The organism is Roseibium sp. SCP15, assembly GCF_040329435.1.
Lineage (GTDB): Bacteria > Pseudomonadota > Alphaproteobacteria > Rhizobiales > Stappiaceae > Roseibium.
In genome coordinates, this window is record NZ_JBDZYI010000001.1 from 519,184 (window position 1) to 539,778 (window position 20,595).

General features: G+C 55.4%; 19 protein-coding genes and 1 riboswitch. Of the genes, 12 read left to right on the forward strand and 7 right to left on the reverse strand.

Features of this window, described 5'->3' with window-relative positions; translation table 11 throughout:
* Window positions 1–18 precede the first annotated feature (18 nt).
* Complete coding sequence (locus ABLO27_RS02360; RefSeq protein WP_353030193.1) at window positions 19–519, reverse strand: MarR family winged helix-turn-helix transcriptional regulator; 501 nt, start codon at window positions 517–519, stop codon at window positions 19–21.
* A 373-nt stretch (window positions 520–892) separates the two neighbouring features.
* Here ABLO27_RS02360 and ABLO27_RS02365 point away from each other — a divergent pair, with 373 nt between their 5' ends.
* A complete protein-coding gene (locus ABLO27_RS02365) occupies window positions 893–2,182 on the forward strand; it encodes an MBL fold metallo-hydrolase (protein ID WP_353030195.1) in 1,290 nt (429 codons plus the stop codon).
* A 143-nt stretch (window positions 2,183–2,325) separates the two neighbouring features.
* Window positions 2,326–2,841: a CreA family protein gene (locus ABLO27_RS02370; protein WP_353031679.1), complete on the forward strand. Its 516-nt coding sequence runs from the start codon at window positions 2,326–2,328 to the stop codon at window positions 2,839–2,841.
* Window positions 2,842–2,900: 59 nt separating this feature from the next.
* On the opposite strand, the gene ABLO27_RS02375 is transcribed toward ABLO27_RS02370, so the two are convergent.
* The 3 genes from ABLO27_RS02375 to ABLO27_RS02385 all read right to left on the reverse strand — a co-directional run bounded on the left by ABLO27_RS02375 (window position 2,901) and on the right by ABLO27_RS02385 (window position 5,244).
* Window positions 2,901–3,242, reverse strand: a complete 342-nt coding sequence (locus ABLO27_RS02375) for an ArsR/SmtB family transcription factor (protein WP_352938653.1) — start codon at window positions 3,240–3,242, stop codon at window positions 2,901–2,903.
* 68 nt (window positions 3,243–3,310) lie between these two features.
* On the reverse strand, window positions 3,311–3,499 hold the full coding sequence (locus ABLO27_RS02380) for a sugar transporter (protein WP_352938651.1): 189 nt from the start codon (window positions 3,497–3,499) through the stop codon (window positions 3,311–3,313).
* A 140-nt stretch (window positions 3,500–3,639) separates the two neighbouring features.
* Window positions 3,640–5,244: a L,D-transpeptidase family protein gene (locus ABLO27_RS02385; protein WP_353030196.1), complete on the reverse strand. Its 1,605-nt coding sequence runs from the start codon at window positions 5,242–5,244 to the stop codon at window positions 3,640–3,642.
* Window positions 5,245–5,589: 345 nt separating this feature from the next.
* On the opposite strand from ABLO27_RS02385, the gene cysS reads away from it, so the two are divergent.
* The 4 genes from cysS (at window position 5,590) to rarD (ending at window position 10,224) form a co-directional block, all read left to right on the forward strand.
* Entirely contained in the window at window positions 5,590–7,005 is a 1,416-nt protein-coding gene (gene cysS / locus ABLO27_RS02390) for a cysteine--tRNA ligase (RefSeq protein WP_353030198.1), read from the forward strand.
* A gap of 127 nt (window positions 7,006–7,132) precedes the next feature.
* The gene (locus tag ABLO27_RS02395) at window positions 7,133–7,639 is read left to right on the forward strand and encodes a GFA family protein (RefSeq protein ID WP_353030200.1); all 507 of its coding nucleotides are present in this window, start codon (window positions 7,133–7,135) and stop codon (window positions 7,637–7,639) included.
* A gap of 31 nt (window positions 7,640–7,670) precedes the next feature.
* On the forward strand, window positions 7,671–9,275 hold the full coding sequence (gene cimA / locus ABLO27_RS02400; protein WP_353030201.1) for a citramalate synthase: 1,605 nt from the start codon (window positions 7,671–7,673) through the stop codon (window positions 9,273–9,275).
* Between the two features lie 19 nt (window positions 9,276–9,294).
* Window positions 9,295–10,224, forward strand: a complete 930-nt coding sequence (gene rarD / locus ABLO27_RS02405; RefSeq protein WP_353030203.1) for an EamA family transporter RarD — start codon at window positions 9,295–9,297, stop codon at window positions 10,222–10,224.
* Window positions 10,225–10,230: 6 nt separating this feature from the next.
* On the opposite strand, the gene ABLO27_RS02410 is transcribed toward rarD, so the two are convergent.
* Window positions 10,231–11,484, reverse strand: a complete 1,254-nt coding sequence (locus ABLO27_RS02410) for a GGDEF domain-containing response regulator (RefSeq protein ID WP_353030205.1) — start codon at window positions 11,482–11,484, stop codon at window positions 10,231–10,233.
* Between the two features lie 249 nt (window positions 11,485–11,733).
* Window positions 11,734–12,351 carry a TIGR00730 family Rossman fold protein gene (locus ABLO27_RS02415; RefSeq protein ID WP_353030207.1) on the reverse strand — a complete coding sequence of 206 codons (618 nt, stop codon included), beginning with the start codon at window positions 12,349–12,351 and terminating at the stop codon, window positions 11,734–11,736.
* Window positions 12,352–12,577: 226 nt separating this feature from the next.
* Between ABLO27_RS02415 and ABLO27_RS02420 the strand changes: the two genes are divergently transcribed.
* The 3 genes from ABLO27_RS02420 to ABLO27_RS02430 all read left to right on the forward strand — a co-directional run bounded on the left by ABLO27_RS02420 (window position 12,578) and on the right by ABLO27_RS02430 (window position 16,734).
* On the forward strand, window positions 12,578–14,209 hold the full coding sequence (locus ABLO27_RS02420) for a LysM peptidoglycan-binding domain-containing protein (RefSeq protein WP_353030209.1): 1,632 nt from the start codon (window positions 12,578–12,580) through the stop codon (window positions 14,207–14,209).
* Window positions 14,210–14,347: 138 nt separating this feature from the next.
* On the forward strand, window positions 14,348–14,773 hold the full coding sequence (locus tag ABLO27_RS02425) for an ArsR/SmtB family transcription factor (protein ID WP_353030211.1): 426 nt from the start codon (window positions 14,348–14,350) through the stop codon (window positions 14,771–14,773).
* Between the two features lie 122 nt (window positions 14,774–14,895).
* A complete protein-coding gene (locus ABLO27_RS02430) occupies window positions 14,896–16,734 on the forward strand; it encodes an ABCB family ABC transporter ATP-binding protein/permease (protein WP_353031681.1) in 1,839 nt (612 codons plus the stop codon).
* A gap of 42 nt (window positions 16,735–16,776) precedes the next feature.
* Here the strand turns inward: ABLO27_RS02430 and ABLO27_RS02435 are convergent, their stop codons facing one another.
* Window positions 16,777–17,211: a 6,7-dimethyl-8-ribityllumazine synthase gene (locus ABLO27_RS02435; protein WP_353030212.1), complete on the reverse strand. Its 435-nt coding sequence runs from the start codon at window positions 17,209–17,211 to the stop codon at window positions 16,777–16,779.
* A 73-nt stretch (window positions 17,212–17,284) separates the two neighbouring features.
* Window positions 17,285–17,432: riboswitch (FMN riboswitch) on the reverse strand.
* A 419-nt stretch (window positions 17,433–17,851) separates the two neighbouring features.
* On the opposite strand from ABLO27_RS02435, the gene ABLO27_RS02440 reads away from it, so the two are divergent.
* From ABLO27_RS02440 to ABLO27_RS02450, 3 genes are all read left to right on the forward strand, one after another.
* The gene (locus tag ABLO27_RS02440; RefSeq protein WP_353030213.1) at window positions 17,852–18,802 is read left to right on the forward strand and encodes a LysR family transcriptional regulator; all 951 of its coding nucleotides are present in this window, start codon (window positions 17,852–17,854) and stop codon (window positions 18,800–18,802) included.
* 157 nt (window positions 18,803–18,959) lie between these two features.
* Window positions 18,960–19,664 carry a phosphatidylserine decarboxylase gene (locus tag ABLO27_RS02445; RefSeq protein ID WP_353030215.1) on the forward strand — a complete coding sequence of 235 codons (705 nt, stop codon included), beginning with the start codon at window positions 18,960–18,962 and terminating at the stop codon, window positions 19,662–19,664.
* A 17-nt stretch (window positions 19,665–19,681) separates the two neighbouring features.
* On the forward strand, window positions 19,682–20,545 hold the full coding sequence (locus tag ABLO27_RS02450; RefSeq protein ID WP_353031683.1) for a CDP-alcohol phosphatidyltransferase family protein: 864 nt from the start codon (window positions 19,682–19,684) through the stop codon (window positions 20,543–20,545).
* The last annotated feature ends 50 nt before the right edge of the window (window positions 20,546–20,595 follow it).

The window sequence follows — 20,595 nt, forward strand, 5'->3', positions numbered from 1 at the left end:
GCGTGATCCTCGGGACGTTCAATCAGGCCGGAAGTTGCTTGCAGCCTTGTCCAGCCGCTCAAAAATCTCTGAAAGCGCCTTGCTCTGGCCATCAGTGAGAGCGTTTTCCAGTTCTTTGCTGTAGGCGAGAGCCTTTGGAACCAGCTCCAAGTAGACCTCATTGCCCTTAGGGCTCAGCTTCAGCACCTGTTCCCTCAGGTCTTCGGGGTTTTTCTCCCGCACCACGAAGCCTCTGTTTTCCAGCGCTGCGACTGCGCGGCTGACCTTCGTCTTGTGCATTGAAGTGGCTGTCCCAATGTCCCGCGCCGTCATGGCTTCATGCTCGCCCAGCGTCGCGATCAATCTCCATTCAGGAATTCCGATTCCATATTGATCTGCATAGATTTGTGAAAAAGAGCGACTGACTGTTTCCGCCAGGTGAACAAGCCTGTATGGCAGAAACTGGTTCAGCTTCAGGACCGTTCTGTCATCTTCCGGCGTAAGCGTTTGAAGGGGTTGGGAAACTGGGTCATTCGACATGTTTGATGTGTTGCCTCGATAGATTCTTGGGTCCGAAAGGGGACGCAGATGAAAGCTGCCGTGATCCGGCCATTTTCTAAGTCTAACAAGTATAGCTTATTGAAATTCTCTTGAAAGATGGCATGTGCTGCTTGAGAAGATTGACGTGTGAACAATCAAGATTATCAGAGAGCTTGTTGTCGAAAAGACGTCTACTCGCGAAAATTGACGACCTATCTGTTGATAAGGAAGCAATAGTTAAGGAATTGCAGACAGTGCGTTTGCGAATCACCGATGGAAGCTGAGACGCTGGCGCCAACAGAATGTTGGCGTGAAACCGGTCAGGAAAGACCGCCAAAAGCAAGCTGGGAGCTTGCGCGAAAGCGAGGCCGCTATGGTTGAGATCTTAAACACCTCCGAGGCCGTGCCGGGAGAAAACGAACGGTTCGAGGAGCTGGGTCGCGGCTGTTATGCCTACAGCGCCGACGGGTGTTCGAACACGGGCGTGATCATTGGTGAGCGAGGCATCCTGATTGTAGACGGTCAGGCAACGCCTTCCCATGCGGAGAAAGTGCTCAAGAAAATCCGGGATATCACCGACAAACCGGTTAAGCAGGTGGTCCTGACGCACTTCCATGCGGAAAACACCCTGGGTTCCTGGGCGTTTGAACCCGGCGAGGTGATCTCCTCGGACCTGACCCGTCGGATGATCGAAACACGGGGCATTGAAGATATTCATGTCTCGAGGGAACGTTTCAAGGCGCTCTTTGCCGACTTGTCCGCGATCCCGGCTGTGTGCGCACCGACCATGACAATTGCGTCTTCCATGACCATTGATCTGGGTGGTCGGGAAGTCCGGCTGATGCATCTTGGACGGGGGCACACTATGGGTGACCTGGTTGTGTGGGTGCCAGACAGTTCGGTTATTTTTGCCGGTGATCTGGTCCAGAGCACAACGGCTCCCTATTGCGGAGACGCGCATCTTGCCGACTGGCCTCGCGCGCTGGACCGCATTTCCGCGTTTCGTCCGAATGCCTTGATGCCGGGCAAGGGGCATTCCGTCGTCGGCGTTCCTGCTGTTACGACGGCAATCGAGAATACCAGAGACTTCGTAACGACATTGCGGGATGCCGCAGCCGCCTGTGTCGAGCAGAGCCTCGGTTTGAAGGACACGTTCAATGCGGTTGGAGACGCTCTGGCGTCTCAATTCGGATCGAAAGTGGACTTCGAATTCCATCTCCCGTTCAATGTGGCGCGCGCTTATGACGAGGCGCTGGGGCTGGATCAGCCTCAGGTCTGGACCCGGGAGCGGTGTGCAGACCTGCTGGACGCACTGGCCGGCATCGGTGCAGCGAGTGTCCCGGTTGAAGAGATTGCCGATGAAGCAATTGAGGAAATGGAGCCAGTCGAAGAGGCGTTGCAGGACGATGTAGAGCCGGAAGCTGGAGAGGCGGAAGGTGAGGGGCAGGAGGTTTCGATTGAAACAAGCGACCTCGTCTCTGACAGCGATTTTGCAGCATCTCTGGGAATGCCGATGGAAGGCGAAGAGGCAGAAGACGATGCGCTCGACCTCTCGACTGACGATATCGTTGAATCCGAAGACGACGAGAGTGAAGAAGAGCCCGTGGATGAAGACGGCGACAAACAGACGGATGATGAAAAGGTGCTTGAAGACGTCAGGTAACCCTGGGACTGCAAGCAAACATTGACAGAAATGTCGTAGCGCGCGCCATTCCGGCGCGCGTTTTGTTTTGTCGATTGCTTGATCACGAAACCGGAATGCCCCACATGTCAATCGTTTCAAACACTCCGAAAGGCCCTGACCTTATGCGTTTTTTGACCGCCGCCACACTTACCCTGCTATTGAGCCTTCAAGGGGCGGGGGCAGCATTGTCGGCAGACGAACCCGACCTGATCTTCAAGAAATCGACCGTTTGGAAGTTTTTGACGCCGGATCACAAGCTGGCGACCTACGCGATCGATGACCCACTGGTAGAAGGCGTTTCCTGCCATTTCACGGTGCCGGAAAAAGGTGGTGTGTCCGGTTGGCTTGGTGTCGCGGAAGAAGTTTCCGATGTTTCCCTGGCCTGCCGTCAGGTGGGACCTGTCATCATCAAGGAAAAATTCGAGCAAGGCGAAGAAATGTTCCGGCAGCGCCGGTCGTTCATGTTCAAGAAGATGCAGATCGTGCGTGGCTGTGATGCCAAGCGCAACGTTCTGGTTTATCTCGTTTATTCGGACAAGCTGATTGAAGGCAGCCCCAAGAACTCAACATCCACGGTGCCGCTTATGCCTTGGGGCGATCAGCTGCCACCCAGGTGCGGTGATTTTGTTGAGGAATAGCCTTTAGGATTTCAGGAAGTCGGCGTCGCTGATTGGTCCACATTGAGGGGCGCGGAGATTTATTCCGCGTCCAGAGTTTCCAGATGCTTTGCGACCGGAAGGTCCTCTCCTGCACAAAAGTGCTTGTAGAGCATGGCCATGATGTCCTTAACCGGCTCACTGGCGAGACGATAATAGATTGTCGTTCCTTCGCGCCTGGTCGATACGAGCCCCTGAGCGCGCAACAATGCGAGTTGCTGAGAAACCGTTGGCATGCGCATTCCGGTTGCTTCGGCAAGTTCGCTGACGCAGCGTTCCTCTTCGAGCACCAGGCACATCAGCAGAAGGCGCGGCGCGGATGCCATCATCTTCAAGAATTCCGCTGCGGATTCTGCTTTGTCTTCAAGTGCTTTATAGTCCATTTGGAAACCTTGCCAAACTAACCCGGAAACTGCAAGCTTGAGCCTTGACCTCAGCTTTCAAGTTCCATTTATATCCGGCTGGCCACTGTGACAATGATATTTCCGTTGCCACATCCGGTTCCGGTCAACAGGCACACGCTTTTTTGCTGCATTTCCTGGCCGAAGGCCTTGGTTCCATCAGTGATGGCGATGAGTGCTGCAAACGGGCCGCCAAGAACGATGGCGAGAAAGATAAGAACAAAAATGCGGTTCAACATGGGGCTCTCCTGATGGCAATCCGTATCGATTGCCTGGAGATTACGGCTGGCGCCTTGAACCCATGCTGAGCACCACGTTCAGCTAACGTTCAGTTATCTAAACAAGCTGAAAAGATATTTTTTTTCAGATAGTTGCTGGTTTAAAGATTTTCAGTCATCGCCGTTCTGAGGGCTTTCAGAAGCACTTTATCACGCTCGTAGATGTCCTTTCTGAAATGCGTTGAACCGTCCTTGTTCATCCACGCGGTCAGATAGGTGAGGTGCACCTCGATCGGAACCTTCGGCTTGATGACCTTCCGATCGCCGCTGTCCCGCATCTGTTCCCATTGTCCGGGGGCTGGGCTCAGATGCTCCAGCAGAACGTCAGCCAGCGCAAACGGATCGGATGCCCGAATACAGCCATGACTGAACGCGCGCTCTGAGCGTGCAAACAGCGATTTGGAAGGAGTGTCATGAATGTAAATGTTGAACTCGTTCGGGAACATGAACTTGATCCGGCCCAAGGCATTGCTTTTTCCCGGGTCTTGGCGCAAGCGGAACGGAAAGTTCTTTCCTGAATAGCTGTTCCAGGCAATCCGAGTGGCGGCAATCTCGTTGCCATCCTGAAAAACTCTGATGTTCTGGCTGCTGAGCGCCGACGGATTGTTCTTGAGTTTCGGCAGATATTCCTTCGTGGCGATGGAGTAGGGCACGTTCCAGTAAGGATTGATTTCCACGTATTCCATCTGGTCGGAAAAAACCGGCGTTGCGTGATAAGGTTTTCCGACAACGACGCGAGTGGTGTGAATCGTCTTGCCGTCCCGCACGACCTTCAGGTTCTGATCGGCAAGGTTCACGAACACGTAGAAGTCGCCAAGATTGTCGCGCATCCAGCGACGGCGCTCCATGTTGAGTTCCATCTGGATGAGTTTTTCTTCAATCGGCATGTTCAGCCGGGCAAGCGTGTTCTTGCCGATCACGCCATCCGTTTCCAGGCCGTGATATTCCTGAAAGAGCTTGACCGCTTCGACAAGAGTTCCGTCGTAGATTTCGCCGGTATGATCCGCAGCTCCCGGGATATCTTCCTCGATCAGGCGTTCGCGCAAAACAGCGATTCTCGGATCGGTCATGTCCGGTTTGAGAACTTCACCATCCGGGACCGTTGTGAACCCGCCTTCACCTGCCTTGGTCCTGTATTGAGCCAATCGCCTCTTCAGACGAGCATAGTTGTCCGAGCGAGGTGCAAGTGCTTCCAGGAACGCGCTGAAATCAGTCGACAGTTCAGCGTTCTCAAACAGCATTTCAGGGGCAGGTCGATTGGGGAAAAGGTTCAGGGCCTTGTTGATCTTGTTCGGCTGCACGCGGCCGGAAGAAAGATGTGTTGCATATCGCAGAAACTGAAGTGAAAGCTCCAGATCGAATTGCGCCCATTCTTCCGGCGTCTGAGCAGTCTCCGAGAGTTGAACCAGCCGTATCGGCCCGTAGTTGCTTGGATTGAGGGCATGATCGTTGGCTTCAGCCATGGCGGCAATCGCCAGATGCGCATTTTCTCTCAGTCCGCTCTCATCGAACCAGATCGGGGCGTAGGCACGCTCGCCGTAGTAGCGCTCCAGTCCTGATGGAACATCGGGAGACATCGAAGCCTGGATAGCTTGTCCGATGAGCGTTTGAGGTGCAGGGTAGCCACCGTCGGGGCCAGTTTGCGTTTCGCTGCTTTCAGCTGTCGCTGTTTGAGCAACTGCAGACTGAAGGTCTGCAACTGCCATTGGTCCAGCCAAGGAGAGCAGGACAGCAACAGCGGATGTATAACTGATCGACCGAATTTTCCTCACTCGAAAATCCCCCCAAATGATTCCCAGCACTGCAAGTGTAGTGCATGCAATGCGTCGCGCAAACGCAGCGCTTTCGGGCTTTCACGCGCTCGCAGCAATTGCAGCCTTGACCGCATTCCATTTTCCGGTCCATAAAGCGGCCATGATGACGGCCACACGGAACATCATTTCGATCACCATTATTTGCAGCTAGCGACACCGCTGGCTGTGGCCGTTCCCTCTTGGCAAAATTTCCTCTGAGACGGATCGCCCGGCCAGCCGGCCAGGAGACCGTTTGACATGAGCGCCGCTGAGACTGAGAAATCCGGCACGAACAAGGGCTTGAAGTTCACCAACACATTGACCCGTGAGAAGGAAGACTTCCGCGCGATCGATGACGAGAATGTGCGCCTCTATGTCTGCGGACCGACAGTTTATGACTTCGCGCATATCGGCAACGCGCGCCCGGTTATCGTCTTTGACGTTCTCTATCGCCTTCTGAGCCACCTGTATGGCAAGGAGCACGTGACCTATGTGCGCAACATCACGGATGTGGATGACAAGATCAACGCGCGCGCGCTCAGAGACTATCCGGACCTGCCTCTCAATGAGGCCATCGCGAAGGTGACACAAAAGACCGCGGATCAGTTCCACAAGGACATCAGGTCTCTTGGTGTTCTTGAGCCGAGCCACGAGCCGAGGGCGACCCAGCATATCGAAGGCATGATCGAGATGATCAAGGTCCTGATCGAAAAGGGTCATGCCTATGTTGCCGGAGGGGAAGTTCTTTTCGACACCGTCTCCATGCCCGATTATGGCGGTCTGTCGAAGCGCAAGCTCGACGAGCAGAAGGCCGGAGCGCGCATCGCGGTCGAAGACCACAAGAAAAATCCCGGAGATTTCGTTCTCTGGAAGCTGTCTTCGGAGGAGGAGCCAGGGTGGGAAAGCCCTTGGGGACGCGGCCGTCCCGGCTGGCATATCGAATGCTCCGTCATGAGCGAGCATCATCTGGGCAAGATCTTCGACATTCATGGCGGCGGTTTGGATCTGATCTTTCCGCATCATGAAAACGAAATTGCCCAGTCACGTTGCGCACACGGCACATCCACCATGGCCAACTACTGGCTTCACAACGGATTTCTGCAGGTTGAAGGCAAGAAGATGTCCAAGTCCGAGGGCAACTTCTTCACCATTCAGGAGCTTCTGGAAAAAGAGAGTTTCGGTGGTCGCAAATGGCCGGGTGAAGTACTCCGGATGGCCATGTTGATGACCAATTACCGAGAGCCGATCGACTTTTCCAAACGCAAACTGGAAGAGGCGGAGAACCTGCTGGCCAAGTGGCCGGAGCCGGTCAAGACGGATTCGGAGCCGTCAGGCGAAGTTGTTGAAGCGTTGAAGGATGATCTCAACACCGCTGGGGCCATTCAGGCGCTTCATGCACTTGCAGGGGAAGCCGCCAAGGATCCGGCACAGCTGCCGCTCTATTCCGCGTCGGCGGCGCTTCTGGGGCTGCATCCGGTCGTCGCGGATCTCTCAGATGTGGACGAAGGAGATATCGAGGCAGCCATCATCCGCCGCCTTGAAGCACTGAAAGCCAAGGATTGGACACAAGCCGATGAAATCCGGGCTGAACTGACGTCTCAAGGAATCCTTCTAAAGGATTCAAAAGACTCAGAAACAGGTGAGCGCATCACCACGTGGGAGCTCAAACGCTGATGAAACAGGCTGCGGCACAGCCAAATGACCTTTCATTGTCAGGCGGAGAGGGAAGTCTCTCTGCCGGATGCTGGAAGCATCTGACGTGCGGCAGCCTGTAGACCTGAAAGCGAGGGGAGGACGCGAAATGTCGAAACTGGAATCTCACACAGGCGGATGCCAATGCGGAGCCGTGCGTTTTCGCGTCGAAGGTGAACTCGGCACCGCTTCGATCTGTCATTGCAGAATGTGCCAGAAGGCATTCGGCGCACTTTACGCGCCGCTCGTAGGCATTCGTGGTGACACCAGACTTGTCTGGACCAGGGGTGAACCGAAACGGTTTCAAAGCTCGAACCACGTTGCCCGGGGTTTTTGCGCAGATTGCGGGACGCCCCTGACCTACGAAGCTCCTGATGACGACACGGCGATCGCTATCGGAGCCTTTGATAATCCGGCTTCGATTGATCCGGTTATTCAATACGGTGTCGAAGGCAAACTGCCTTTCACGGACAAGATGTCTGAAATTCCGGCAAGACGAACGGAAGAGGACAGTGAGACCGCCGTATTTCTGGCGTCGATCGTTTCCAACCAGCATCCAGATCACGATACCGAAACCTGGCCGCCTGTTCGGTCCGGCAATCCAGACAACGACTAAGCCCAGCTAAGGCGCTAGGTAGGAAAGACGCATGAGCAAGGAACGCCTCTATCTTTACGACACAACGCTCCGAGACGGCGCGCAGACCAGTGGAATCGACTTTTCGCTGAACGAAAAGATTGTCATTGCTGAGTTGCTGGAGCGTCTGGGCGTCGACTATGTTGAAGGGGGATATCCCGGGGCGAACCCGACTGACACTGAATTCTTCACCGAAACGCGCACGGAAACCGCGACCTTCACGGCCTTTGGCATGACCAAGCGGGCAGGGAGATCTGCCGCCAATGATCCGGGGCTGCAGCAGATCATTTCCTGCAAGTCTTCCGCATGTTGCTTTGTTGCCAAGACCTGGGACTATCATGTCGAGATTGCGCTTGGCTGCACCAACGATGAGAACTTGGATTCGATCCGCGATACGGTTGAAACGACCGTGGCGGCCGGCAAGGAAGCGATGATCGACTGCGAGCATTTCTTCGACGGCTTCAAGGCAAATCCAGAATATGCGCTCGACTGCGCCCGTACCGCCTATCAGGCGGGCGCCCGGTGGATTGTTCTTTGCGACACCAATGGTGGCACACTGCCAGACGAAATCTACGATATCGTCACCAAGGTGCAGGAAGTGGTGCCCGGGTCTCACCTGGGAATTCACACCCATGACGACACAGGTCAGGCCGTTGCCAATTCTTTGGCTGCGATTGACGCAGGTGTGCGCCAGATCCAGGGAACACTGAACGGATTGGGAGAGCGCTGCGGCAACGCCAACCTGATCACATTGATCCCGACCCTGAAGCTGAAATCCGCCTATTCGGACCGGTTTGAGATCGGAGTTTCCGACGAGCAGCTGAAGGACATCACCGCGATTTCTCACGCGTTCGATGAAATACTGAACCGCTCCCCTGACAGGCAGGCGCCTTATGTTGGTGAGACCGCCTTTGCCACAAAGGCCGGCATCCATGCCTCCGCGATCCTGAAAGATCCGAAGACATATGAACATATCACCCCTGATAGTGTCGGCAATCAGCGCCGGGTCCTCGTGTCCGATCAGGCCGGGAAGAGCAATCTTCTGGGCGAGTTGTCACGCCTCGGCATTGAGCTCGACAAGGCTGATCCACGGCTCGACCGGTTGCTGGCACTGGTGAAGGAACGGGAATCCGAAGGCTATGCCTACGAGGCGGCAGACGCTTCGTTTGAACTGATGGCCCGCCGCGAGCTGGGAGAAGTTCCACGCTATTTCGATGTCAATTCGTTCCGGGTCATGGTTGAGCGTCGCTTTAATGCGATAGGTGATCTGATCACGGTGTCCGAGGCGGTTGTCAAAGTGGACATCGATGGCGAAACCCGAATGTCTGTCGCGGAAGGAAATGGTCCGGTCAACGCCCTCGACATGGCACTTCGCAAGGACCTTGGTAAGTATCAGTCGGCGATTGAAGGGCTGGAGCTGATCGACTATAAGGTGAGAATTCTCAACGGTGGTACGGGCGCAGTAACGCGTGTTCTGATCGAAAGCCACGATACCAAATCTCATCGTCGCTGGTTTACGATCGGAGTGTCCTCCAACATTGTCGATGCCTCCTTCCAGGCTTTGGTCGACTCCATCACATTTGCGCTGCTGAAAGCCGAGACGGCTTCGGCCGGATAGCGCCAGAAAGGCTTGTTCCATGTCGCAGTCGGTTTCCAATGCCGAAGCGAATGCCGAGTTCCGTCAGGGGCTTTTATTTGGCTTGGCCGCCTACGGCATGTGGGGCTTTTTCCCGGCGTACTACAAGCTGACAGACACGGTTCCAGCCGATCTGGTTGTCTCCCATCGGATCTTGTGGTCCGTGCTGTTCGTTGGCCTGTTTCTCTATCTGCGCGGCCGCTGGCAGGAAGTCGTTGATGTCTTCCACCAGCCGAAGGTCTTGAAGGGGCTGATGACATCGGCTGCGTTCATCGCGGTCAATTGGCTCGTATTTGTCTGGGCAATCGCCAACAACCACGTTCTTGATATTTCGCTTGGCTATTTCATCAACCCGCTCGTCAGCATTCTTGTCGGGCTCGTGGTTTTGCATGAAAGGTTATCTCTCGGGCAGGGCATTGCCGTGGCGATCGCGAGCATTGCGGTTCTCCTTCAGGCCATACTCGCCGGTGGTTTGCCCTGGATCTCCCTTGTTCTTGCCTTCTCCTTCGCCGGGTATGGCTACGTGAGAAAGGTAACGCCGGTAAAGGCCACTCCGGGCCTGTTTGTAGAGACGGTGCTGCTGTTTCCGCTGGCTGCGGGCTATGTTCTATTGAGCCTGAGTTGGGGAAATGACGCGCTTGTTCTCAATGACCCACCTGTGCTGATGGCTTTGATCGGAACAGGCATCGTTACGGCCTTGCCGCTGATCTGCTTCTCGTCCGCCGCGCGCCGTTTGCCGCTCTTCATGGTCGGATTGATGCAGTACATCGCCCCTTCGATGCACTTTGTGATGGCGGTGTACATCTGGGGCGAGCCCCTGGATCAGACGAGATTGATGACGTTCTTGATGATCTGGGGCGCGTTGGTGATTTTCACCTATGACAGCTGGCGACGTTATCGGCCGGTGAACCGTGTCGCCGGTCCGCAGTAGGCAGTATCAATCGCCAGAGACCAGCTGCCCGCGACCTGTACGCTTTGCGGAATAGAGGCGCAGGTCTGCTTCTTTCAACGCTTGGGCAAGATTGCCGTCGAGCAGAGGCGCAAGGCCGATACTGGCCTTGATCTTCTGGTTCTCTCCACTGTGAGAGACCGGAGAGGATTGAATGGTTTGCAGCAATTCTTCAAGGCTGCGCACGACGTCGTCTTCGCTGCGGTTTCGCAACACCAGGCAGAACTCGTCGCCTCCAAGGCGGGAAACGATATCCTTGTCACCGGCAAGCTCCGTCAGGTGCTTGGCAAAACTCTTCAGTACGGCGTCGCCGAAATCGTGGCCGAGACTGTCATTGATATCCTTGAAGGAATCGAGATCCAGCAGAGCAAGCCAATGCTTGCTTTCGGTGGATGAGGGCCAGGATTTCACTTCGTTGGAAACTTCGTCCAGAAGGAAGCGGCGATTGTAGAGCCCTGTCAACGAGTCCCGCATTGCCAGGTTGTTCAGTTCCTCGATGCGGTAGATGTAGTCCAGGTTCTGGGAAATCCGAAGCAGCAGTTCTTCCGGCGAGCAGTTCTTGTCGACGAAATCAGCAGCGCCGTATTTCAGGAACCTGACCCGGTTGTCGGAATTGGCGTAGGAAGACATTCCGATCACGCCGACTTCTTCCGAGCTGTGATGGCGCCGAATGGTCTTCAGAAAAGCGAAGCCATCCTTTCCCGGCATGAAGTAGTCAGCAAGGACGAGCTTGATGTCCTTGTTTTCCTTGAGGCATTTCAACGCTTCATCGGTAGAGGAAGCCTGATACACTTTATAAAGATGTTTGGAGACGATTTGCGAAATCGCTTCACGTTCCACCGTGGCATCATCGACCACGAGGATGCCGATATCGGGGTTCTGCGCAAGTTTTCTGATCAGTTCAGCGACATAGTCCAGGCTACCGGGGGAATCCTTCAGAACATAATCGATGACGCCTTTGCTGAGCATCTTGCTGCGCGTTCTTGGATCGAAACGGCTGGTGAAGACAATCGTCGGAATGTTCCACTTTGCACACAGATCCACGATCTCGCCGTTTGAAGCGTCCGGCAAGGTCAGGTCAACGAGCGCCAGGTCCGGCTCGCCGATGGGCAAATTCAGGCAGTTTTCCGCTTCATCATAGCTGCGTGCAACCATGATCTGGTGTCTGCCGACTTCATGCAATTTCTTGACGATCGCCTTTTCAAAGAACGAAGCGTCTTCAACCAGGAGAGTTGTTTGCATGGAACTGCCTGTAACTGCTGTTTCTTTTGGCGACGTTACTATCCAATTCAAGAGACTTCAAATTGATGCACGGGACTATATACATCTGACGACATTGCGCGAGCCTATCGTTATTTGCATAACGTAAGGTAAAATACGTTTTCCAGAAAACTGTATCACTTTGCCGAAACTGCACTGAAGTCGCAGTGATCACGGCTTTGTCTTTTCAGAATGTGCCGTGATCCAGCAATTTCCCAACCGGATTTTGCGCTACAGGTCGGACATGGAAGCAAAGTCACCCGGCGGTTTGGGTGATGCGCCCGAGACTGCCTGCGAGAGCATCGGCAGGATGTCCTCGATTTGATTTGCCACCAGATACGGCACTTCGGTCTCCGGCCGGATATAGCCTTGTGCCCGCATGTGATCGAACAATTCGAGCAATGGTGACCAGAAACCGTGGATGTTTGCCAGAAGTACCGGCTTTTTGTGCTGACCGAGCTGTGCCCAGGTCATCATTTCGACCGCTTCTTCCAATGTCCCGATACCACCCGGCAGGGCGATGAACGCGTCGGACTTTTGAAACATCAGGTGTTTGCGCTCATGCATGTCCTTGGTGACGATGAGGTCTTCCAGGGTGTCGAGCATGACTTCCCGTTTTTCCAGGAAGTGTGGGATAATGCCTGTAACGTCACCGCCAGATTCAAGCGCCGAATTGGCGACAGTACCCATGAGGCCTACAGAGCCGCCGCCGTAAACGAGACGCAGGCCGGCTTCCGCTATGAGCTGGCCGAGACGCGTCGCCGCTGCTTCGTGAGATGGATCTGAGCCGAAGCTAGAGCCACAGTAAACACAGACGCTTTTGAGCTGATTTTGTGAAACCGTATTCATAACGCAAGATGTGCATTGTGACTGTCCGCAGGTCAAGCATTCTGTTTGAAAGACCTTGGTTCACAAGCAGGTTTTCTTGCCGAGCCTTCAAAGAAGAGCTATGCATGGGGCCGAATAAAGAATTTGTGACGGCAAGGGGGAACGCCCCTGAATGCCGCAACTTACAGACCGAAGAGATACAGAAATGCCAGCCAGGGTTTGCCGGCTTTTCTGGTTGGGATGAGCAATGAATAAACAGACATTGATCTGGACTTTGATCGTGGCGGTGCCTGTGGGACTGGCCGCGCTGGCAACGGGCTATGTCTACCGGGATACAGGACGTCTTCCATTCCAGACCGCTGAAGACACACAGTCCGCCCCGGCCAAAGCGGTTGAGGAAACGCAGGAAAAGACCGCCGAAGCTGCGAAGCCTGCAGATAGTCCGGCAGAGAACGTCACATCCCAGTCTACTGCAGAGCAAACCGCAGAAGCGCCTGTCCCTGATTCAGCGGTGAAAGGGCCCAGCTTCGATGTTGTTGGCGTCGAGCCCACAGGTGAGACCGTTGTGGCCGGCCGTTCGGATGCTGGAGCGATCGTTGCCTTGACGGCAAATGGTGAAGTGGTTGGAAAGAGCATTGCCAACGAAGCAGGTGAGTGGACCATCATCCTTGATGAGCCGCTGAAGCCCGGTGACTACGACGTTGGCCTTGAAGTGCACGATGGAGAAGGCAAGTCGATTGAGCAGTCCGGGCAGCGCTTGGCTGTCTCAGTTCCTGAAGACGGCAAGGAACAGCCCCTTGTCGTCCTGAACTCGCCAGAAGGTCCTTCTGACATCTTGCAGAAACCTGAAACCGAGGTAGTGGTTGCGCAGTCCGGCGCCCAAGGCGCACGGCAAAGCGAAGCGGTTGTCACCGCGAAAACGGATGCACCATCGGAAGGCAAGCCTGCTGTATCAACCGGGACCGACCAGGCAAGTGGTACCCCGGCCGATGAGGAACAGGGTGGAACCGAAACCGAGGTAGCCTCTTTGCCGAAAGACGCTTCTTCGACCGCTCAGGATGAACCTTCATCTGGCAGCACAGCAGCAGCCAACAGCAGTTCAGCTGACGAAACTGCAACTTCCACATCCGTTGCCGACACAGCTACAACAACCGCTTCTCAGGCCCAATCAGCGCAGACCGCATCTTCGACTGATACCCAGCCTGCATCGTCTGAAGCTTCACAGGCAGGGGGCTCCGAAGCCAGCACCAACACCCAGGTTGCTGCAACTTCGACAGGTTCTACGCAGGTGGGATCGGATGCGCAGGATTCGCTTCAAACGTCCGGGAGAACCGTCACCGTTGAGGCCGTGGAGTCGGAAAAAGACAAGGTCTACGTCGCCGGCACCGGTGAGCCGGGCTCGTCCGTCCGGGTTTATGTCGGTGAAGAGTTCCAGGGCGAGGCGCAGGTCAATGCCAGCGGCAAGTGGCTTGTCGAGGGGACCAAGAACGTTGCTGAGGGTAACGTGGAAGTCCGGGCCGATCTGATTTCCAAGGATGGTGGCAAGGTTGATGCACGCGCGGCAGTGACTTTCGAAAAGGAACAGGATCAACAGGTCGTGTTGACAAAAGTTGTGGCGTCCGGGGCAAGTGGCAGTGGAAACAGCCAGGAAGCTGCGGTTCAAAAGGCTCTTCCGGTCGTGATCATTCGCAAGGGTGACAACCTCTGGCGCATCTCCCGTCGTCTTTACGGTGACGGGGTGCGTTACACCACGATCTATCAGGCCAACCAGGACCAGATCCGCGATCCGGATCTCATTTATCCGGGGCAGGTGTTCCTGACACCCGAAGGTGACCTGAACTGGCCAAAACCTGCCGAGGATACAGAGCAGAACGGCTGAAGCCAGTCCTTGGGAAATGCATCAGAAGGCTGAAGATCGGAGACGGTCTTCAGCCTTTTTGTTTCCGCCTCTTGTTTTTTGGTCAATTCATCGCATATCACCGATGAGACAAATTGATGTGAGCGAGGGAGTGGCCGAATGAGCGGGACGAAGGCTCCGCATGCAGGAGCTTGCGCGGATTCGAAGGAAGGTCTGGCGAGTTGTGAAGAGCTCGCTGCGATTTTTCGGGCGCTGGGACATCCGGCGCGATTGGCCATTATCAAGCAGTTGGCCGCACAGGAAGAAGCCTGTTGCGGTGAAATCGTGAACCACCTTCCACTGGCTCAGTCGACTGTTTCTCAGCATTTGCAGGTGCTGAAGGAAGCAGGCCTCCTGACTTGTGACACACGTGGGCGAAACTGCCACTACCTCTTGAATCGTGAGATTCTCGGCAAAGCGGCTCATTGCTCTCAAGAATTCTGGACCCACCTGAACTCACTCGGCGTTGACACATCCACCGCACATAGCCCGGTTGCCGAGACCAATCAGCAGATAGACGGCTGCAAACAGCAGTCTGGAGAATAGTATTGTCCGATCATTCAGCCACCTCGCCGCGAAAGCCTTCGGCCGCGGCTTCAGGCAGCCAATCCAGCCAGGCACAGGGCCGAAAGGCAGTCAGTGCCGACGAAGGCAATACGCTCACGACACTGGCAAACCTTTGGCCCTACATCTGGCCGTCTGACCGCCCGGATCTGAAGAACAGGGTCCTTCTGGCGATATTCGCGCTTGTGATTGCGAAAATCGTGACTGTCCTGTCTCCGTATTTCTTTGCCTGGGCAACCGACGCGCTGACCGGAGAAGTAGCCGATCTTCCCGCCTTTATTGTCGCTCCAGTCATGCTGGTTCTGGCCTACAACGCAGCGCGCGTTCTGGCTGTCGCCTTCAACCAGCTTCGCGATGCACTCTTTGCTCGTGTCGGTCAGCATGCCGTCCGCCAGTTGGGATATTTGACGTTCCAGCATCTGCACCGTCTTTCCCTGAGATTTCATCTGGCGCGACGGACGGGTGGGCTCAGCCGTGTGATCGAACGTGGCGTGAAGGGCATTGAGTCCATTGTCCGCTTCACGGTTCTGAATGGCTTCCCGACCATCCTGGAATTCGCCATTATGGCAGCGGTGATCTGGTACCAATTCGGATTCTTCTATGTGGTCATCGTCGCGGTGATGATCGTGATCTATGTCTGGTTCACCATCAAGACCTCGAATTGGCGCATCAATATCCGCCGGGAAATGAATGACAGCGATACGGATGCGAATTCAAAAGCCATCGACAGTCTGCTGAACTTCGAAACCGTCAAGTATTTCGGCAATGAGAAGATGGAGGCTGAAAGGTTCGATGTCTCCATGGCCAAATACGAGAAGGCGGCAACAAGAACCTGGACGTCGCTGGCCTGGTTGAACCTCGGTCAGGCAGTGATCCTGGGCGTTGGCATGGCTGCCTGCATGGGGCTGTCTGCCAAAGCGGTCATGGCTGGTGAACAGAATATCGGCGATTTCGTGCTCATCAATGCGCTTTTGATGCAGCTTTCTATCCCTCTGAACTTCATTGGCTACCTTTACCGGGAAATCCGTCAGGGCCTCGCCGATATCGAAGCGATGTTTGATCTGCTGCTCGTACCAGCAGAAATCCAGGACAAGCCGGATGCCGAGCCACTGAGGGCCGTGGAAGGCAAGATTGCCTTCAAGGATGTCCGCTTTCACTACGATCCGGACAGGCCGATCCTGAAAGGCATCGATTTCGAGGTTCCTGCAGGCAAGACCATCGCAATCGTCGGGCCTTCAGGAGCGGGCAAGTCCACCATTTCCAGACTGCTTTTTCGGTTTTACGATGTCACAGGTGGATCTGTCGAAATCGACGGACAAGACGTCCGCGACGTTACCCAGGATAGCGTGCGTCACGCCATAGGCATGGTTCCGCAGGATACGGTGCTCTTCAACGACACGATTGCCTACAATATCCGCTACGGCCGGCCGGAGGCGACCGATGAGGAGGTTGTCGAAGCTGCTCGTATGGCACAGATCCATGATTTCATCGAAAGGCTGCCTCAAGGCTACGCGTCCGAAGTCGGTGAACGCGGGTTAAAGCTTTCCGGTGGCGAGAAGCAACGCGTGGCGATTGCACGAACCATCTTGAAATCACCACCGATCCTCATTCTGGACGAAGCGACATCCGCGCTCGACACACATACGGAGCGGGAGATCCAGTCGGCTCTCGACGAAGTCTCCCAGAACCGGACCACGCTTGTCATCGCGCACCGCCTGTCGACCGTCGTCAATGCGGATCAGATTATTGTTCTGGAAGCGGGGCAGATTGCAGAACGTGGCAAGCACATGGAGCTCTTGGAAAAAGGTGGGCTGTATGCCTCCATGTGGGCCCGCCAGCGCGAAGCTGATGAGGCCGAAGAGCGTCTGCGTGCAGCCCGGGAAAACGACGATCTTGGGATTGTCACGCGCGGTCAGACTGCAGATTACGTTCCGGCAAAGTGATGTGAGGGCGAAGGAGGGGAGACCCTCCTTCGCGGTCCCCGATCAGGCTTTGATCTGGGCGCGGAAATCGCCTATGCGAAGCGCAGCTTCCGCAGCTTCACGGCCCTTGAGAACGAAGTGTTCCCGATAAATCTTCTTGTGGTGATCGGTTTCCTGGAAGTGATGCGGTGTCAGGGAAACGGACAGTACCGGTACGCCTGTATCAAGTCCGGCCTGCATCAGGCCGCTGACGACAGCCTGGGCAACGAAATCATGGCGGTAGATGCCACCGTCAACGACGAGCGCAGCGGCCGCGATCGCAGCATATTTTCCAGTCTGGGCCAGGTCACGTGCGGCGAGAGGCATCTCGAATGCGCCGGGAACGTCGAAGACGTCAATGTTGTCGGACGGGATTACATGCTGAAAACCGACAAGGGCCTGGTCAACAATATCTGAGTGCCAGCCGGCTTTGATAAAGGCGTAGCGGGTGTGTGTCATTTTGATCTCCGTAGTTAGTGACACGTCACCCAAGGCGATCACATGCACACCGAGCCACCTTTGATGGCCTGGCCGCAGTTTCTCTTTCATCCGGACTATGACCGTCGGCCCAGGAATCGCACCTGGTCTGCATGACCCTTCCAAAAAGGAAGGCGCTCGCGGGCTTGCGGCACTTGCCGCTTACCGCCGGTGGGGAATTTCACCCCGCCCTGAGAACAGCGTGTTTCTGGCAGGCGTCTCTTCTCAAGGCAAGATGAGAATTTGCAAAATGAGCTTACAAATTGTTTATCGAACTCCACGGAGGCGAGATGTCGTCGGTATCGTTAACCACGCCTTTGCCGGGCCGATCTCACGCAGCATGGTCTTTATCGTGCACCCTCTGGTCATTGACGGGATAGAGGGCCCGGCTTGCAGGGATTTGTCCCACGGCTCGACCCGTCATCGGGCGGAAAAGAAAACCCGATAAGGCTCGTGCCAGCGCACGCAGCTCACGATGACGGGCGGCTCGGGCGCGCTGCTCAAAAATATCTCCGGTATGCATCATGCTCGGCTCCTTTCAATCTTTGAGCCGGTTATCCCATATTGAGTTCTTTCGAAGAATTGGGCTAATCTCGAACATATCTTTCGAAAGTTTCGAATAATGCGTCTGGACGATCTCAAGTTTTTCAAAAGAGTGGCCGAGCTGGGAAGCCTTTCGGCCGCGGGTCGGGAATTCGGTTTGTCGCCGTCGGCGGCAAGCAGCAGGTTGAGCAATCTGGAGAAGGAGCTCGGATCTCAACTTGTCGCCAGAACCACTCGGCGTACAGGTTTGACTGAGGCCGGTCAGGTCTTCTTGCGCCACGCGTGCAATGCTCTGGGAGAAATGGACCGGGCCAAGGCCTTGATCGACGCCTCGGAGGATACGCCGCGCGGCACTTTGAGGATCTCGTTGAACGTTTTTTTCGGGCGCAAGCACATTCTGCCTTACCTTCTGGAATATCGGCAGCTTTATCCCGATCTAAGATTGGACGTGGACATGACGGATCGCATCGTGGATCTCGTTGATGAGGGCTACGATATGGCAATCCGCGGAGCTCCGCTGCCCGATTCAAGCCTGATCGCGCGCAAACTGGGGGGCAATCAAAGGGTCTTGTGCGCCAGTCCCGAGTACATCTCGCGCAAGGGAATGCCGAAATCGCCCGACGACTTGCGATCTCACGACTGTATCGGGTTCGAGCCGATGCCGGTCTGGTACTTTCAGGGGCCGGAGGGAGAGATCGCCTATCACATTACAAACCCGGTGATCTCGGGAGACAGCGGCGACTTTGCTTATGACGCAGCCATTTTCGGACTGGGTCTGACCGTCAAGTCATTGGCGCATGTCTGGGAAGATCTTCGAGATGGCCGGCTTGTTGAAGTCATGCCGGATTTTCCGATTGCTCGGACAGGAAACATCTATGCGGTCTATCCGCCAGCGAAGTTTATTCCACCCAAAATCACAACATTTGTGGACTTTCTTCTTTCCAAATACGGCAGGCCTGCCTACTGGGAAACAGACTATCGCTTGCCTAGCGCATCGAAGTTAGGGGAAAGGCAGCGGCAAACAACATGATTTTCCTTAAAAGCCGGTTCTCATTGACTGAAAAAGCCTCTAGAAGCGGTGGGAAAGATAAGCGCATCAGGTGCATATTCGGCACTCGGCAATTTCAGGGTCGCAGACCGCCGGAATTAAAAGCAGACCGCACCTGGTCTGAAATCGGAAGATTTTGATGTCGATTGTAGATTCAGTCACCAAAGCCATGGTCCCGATCCACAGGGAGGGCTGGCCGTTCATTGCCATAGCGTTGGTGGCAACGCTTGTCGTCGGCTGGTTCATTGATCCGCTGTTCTGGATCGGTCTCATTTTGACCGGTTGGGTCTGTTACTTCTTCCGGGATCCGAAACGAGTGACTCCGGTTGCAGAAGGACTGGTCATCTCTCCGGCTGATGGTGTCGTCAGCCATGTCGGACTGGCACGTCCGCCGGAAGAGCTGGAGCTGGGTAGCGAACCGTTGATGCGGGTCTCGATCTTCATGAACGTGTTCAACTGCCACGTGAACCGTGCACCGGTCAGCGGCAGGATCCTGCGTGTGGCCTACAGGGCCGGCAAGTTCCTGAATGCTGAACTCGACAAGGCAAGTGACGACAACGAGCGGAACGGTCTGGTGATCGACACGGGCGACACGCAGATCGGCGTAGTTCAGATCGCCGGACTGGTAGCGCGCCGTATCGTCTGTTTCGTGCGGGAAGGGGAGTCCATTTCCGCAGGCGACAGGTTTGGGCTGATCCGGTTCGGCTCACGTCTGGATGTGTATTTCCCGGTCGGAACGCAGCCGAAGGTCGCGCTTGGTCAAACAATGATCGCGGGTGAGACGGTACTGGCCGATCTCAAGCAGGCCGAAGCGGCCGGTCAAGTCCTGACGCGTGTGAGCTGAGGTTACGCGTGAACCAGATGCCGGATACCGACAACAGCAATATGCAGCAAACGCCTCGGTTCAGGCGCGTTCCACTGCGCTTGATCCTGCCGAACATGGTGACCCTACTGGCGCTTTGCTCGGGACTGACTGCCGTTCGAATGGCTTTCGAAGGGCGTTGGGAGTTTGCGGTCGGTGCCGTGCTGCTTGCAGCTGTTCTGGATGGACTGGACGGTCGCGTCGCCCGGATGTTGAAGGGCACTTCAAGGTTCGGTGCCGAGCTGGACTCACTCTCCGACTTCGTCAATTTCGGCGTAACGCCGGCCTTGATGCTCTATCTGTGGATCCTGAAGGATGCAGGCAATCTCGGTTGGATCGCGGCGCTGATATTTGCAATTTCGTCTGCCTTGAGATTGGCCCGGTTCAACGTTGCTCTGGATGATCCTGACAAACCGGCCTGGGCTTCCCGTTTTTTCACCGGGGTGCCGGCGCCGGCTGGGGCTCTGACTGTTCTTTTGCCGCTTTACCTGGATTTTCTCGGACTGTTTCCACACTGGTTTGCCGAAGCGGCTTTCGTTGCCGCCTATACAATTGGCATTGCCTATCTGTTGATCAGCCGATTGCCAACCTACTCCGGCAAGACGCTCGGAACTCGTGTTCGCCGCGACTTTGTCTTGCCACTGTTCGTGTTCGCGGTTCTGGTCGTTGCTCTGACCGTCAGTTATCCGTTCCGAATGCTGGCTGGTGGCGCCGTTCTTTATCTGCTGACCATTCCATTCTCATGGCAGGCGCATCGCAAGCTCGTTCTTGCCGATGAGAACCTTGCGCTGGGCGGTGATGGCGATGAATGCGACACTGATCTCGACAACATTGCCGACCGGGACAAGGATCACGGCGGTTGAGATTTCGGGCCGATACTCGCAAATCGGGTTTCTGAACGCGAATATCTGCT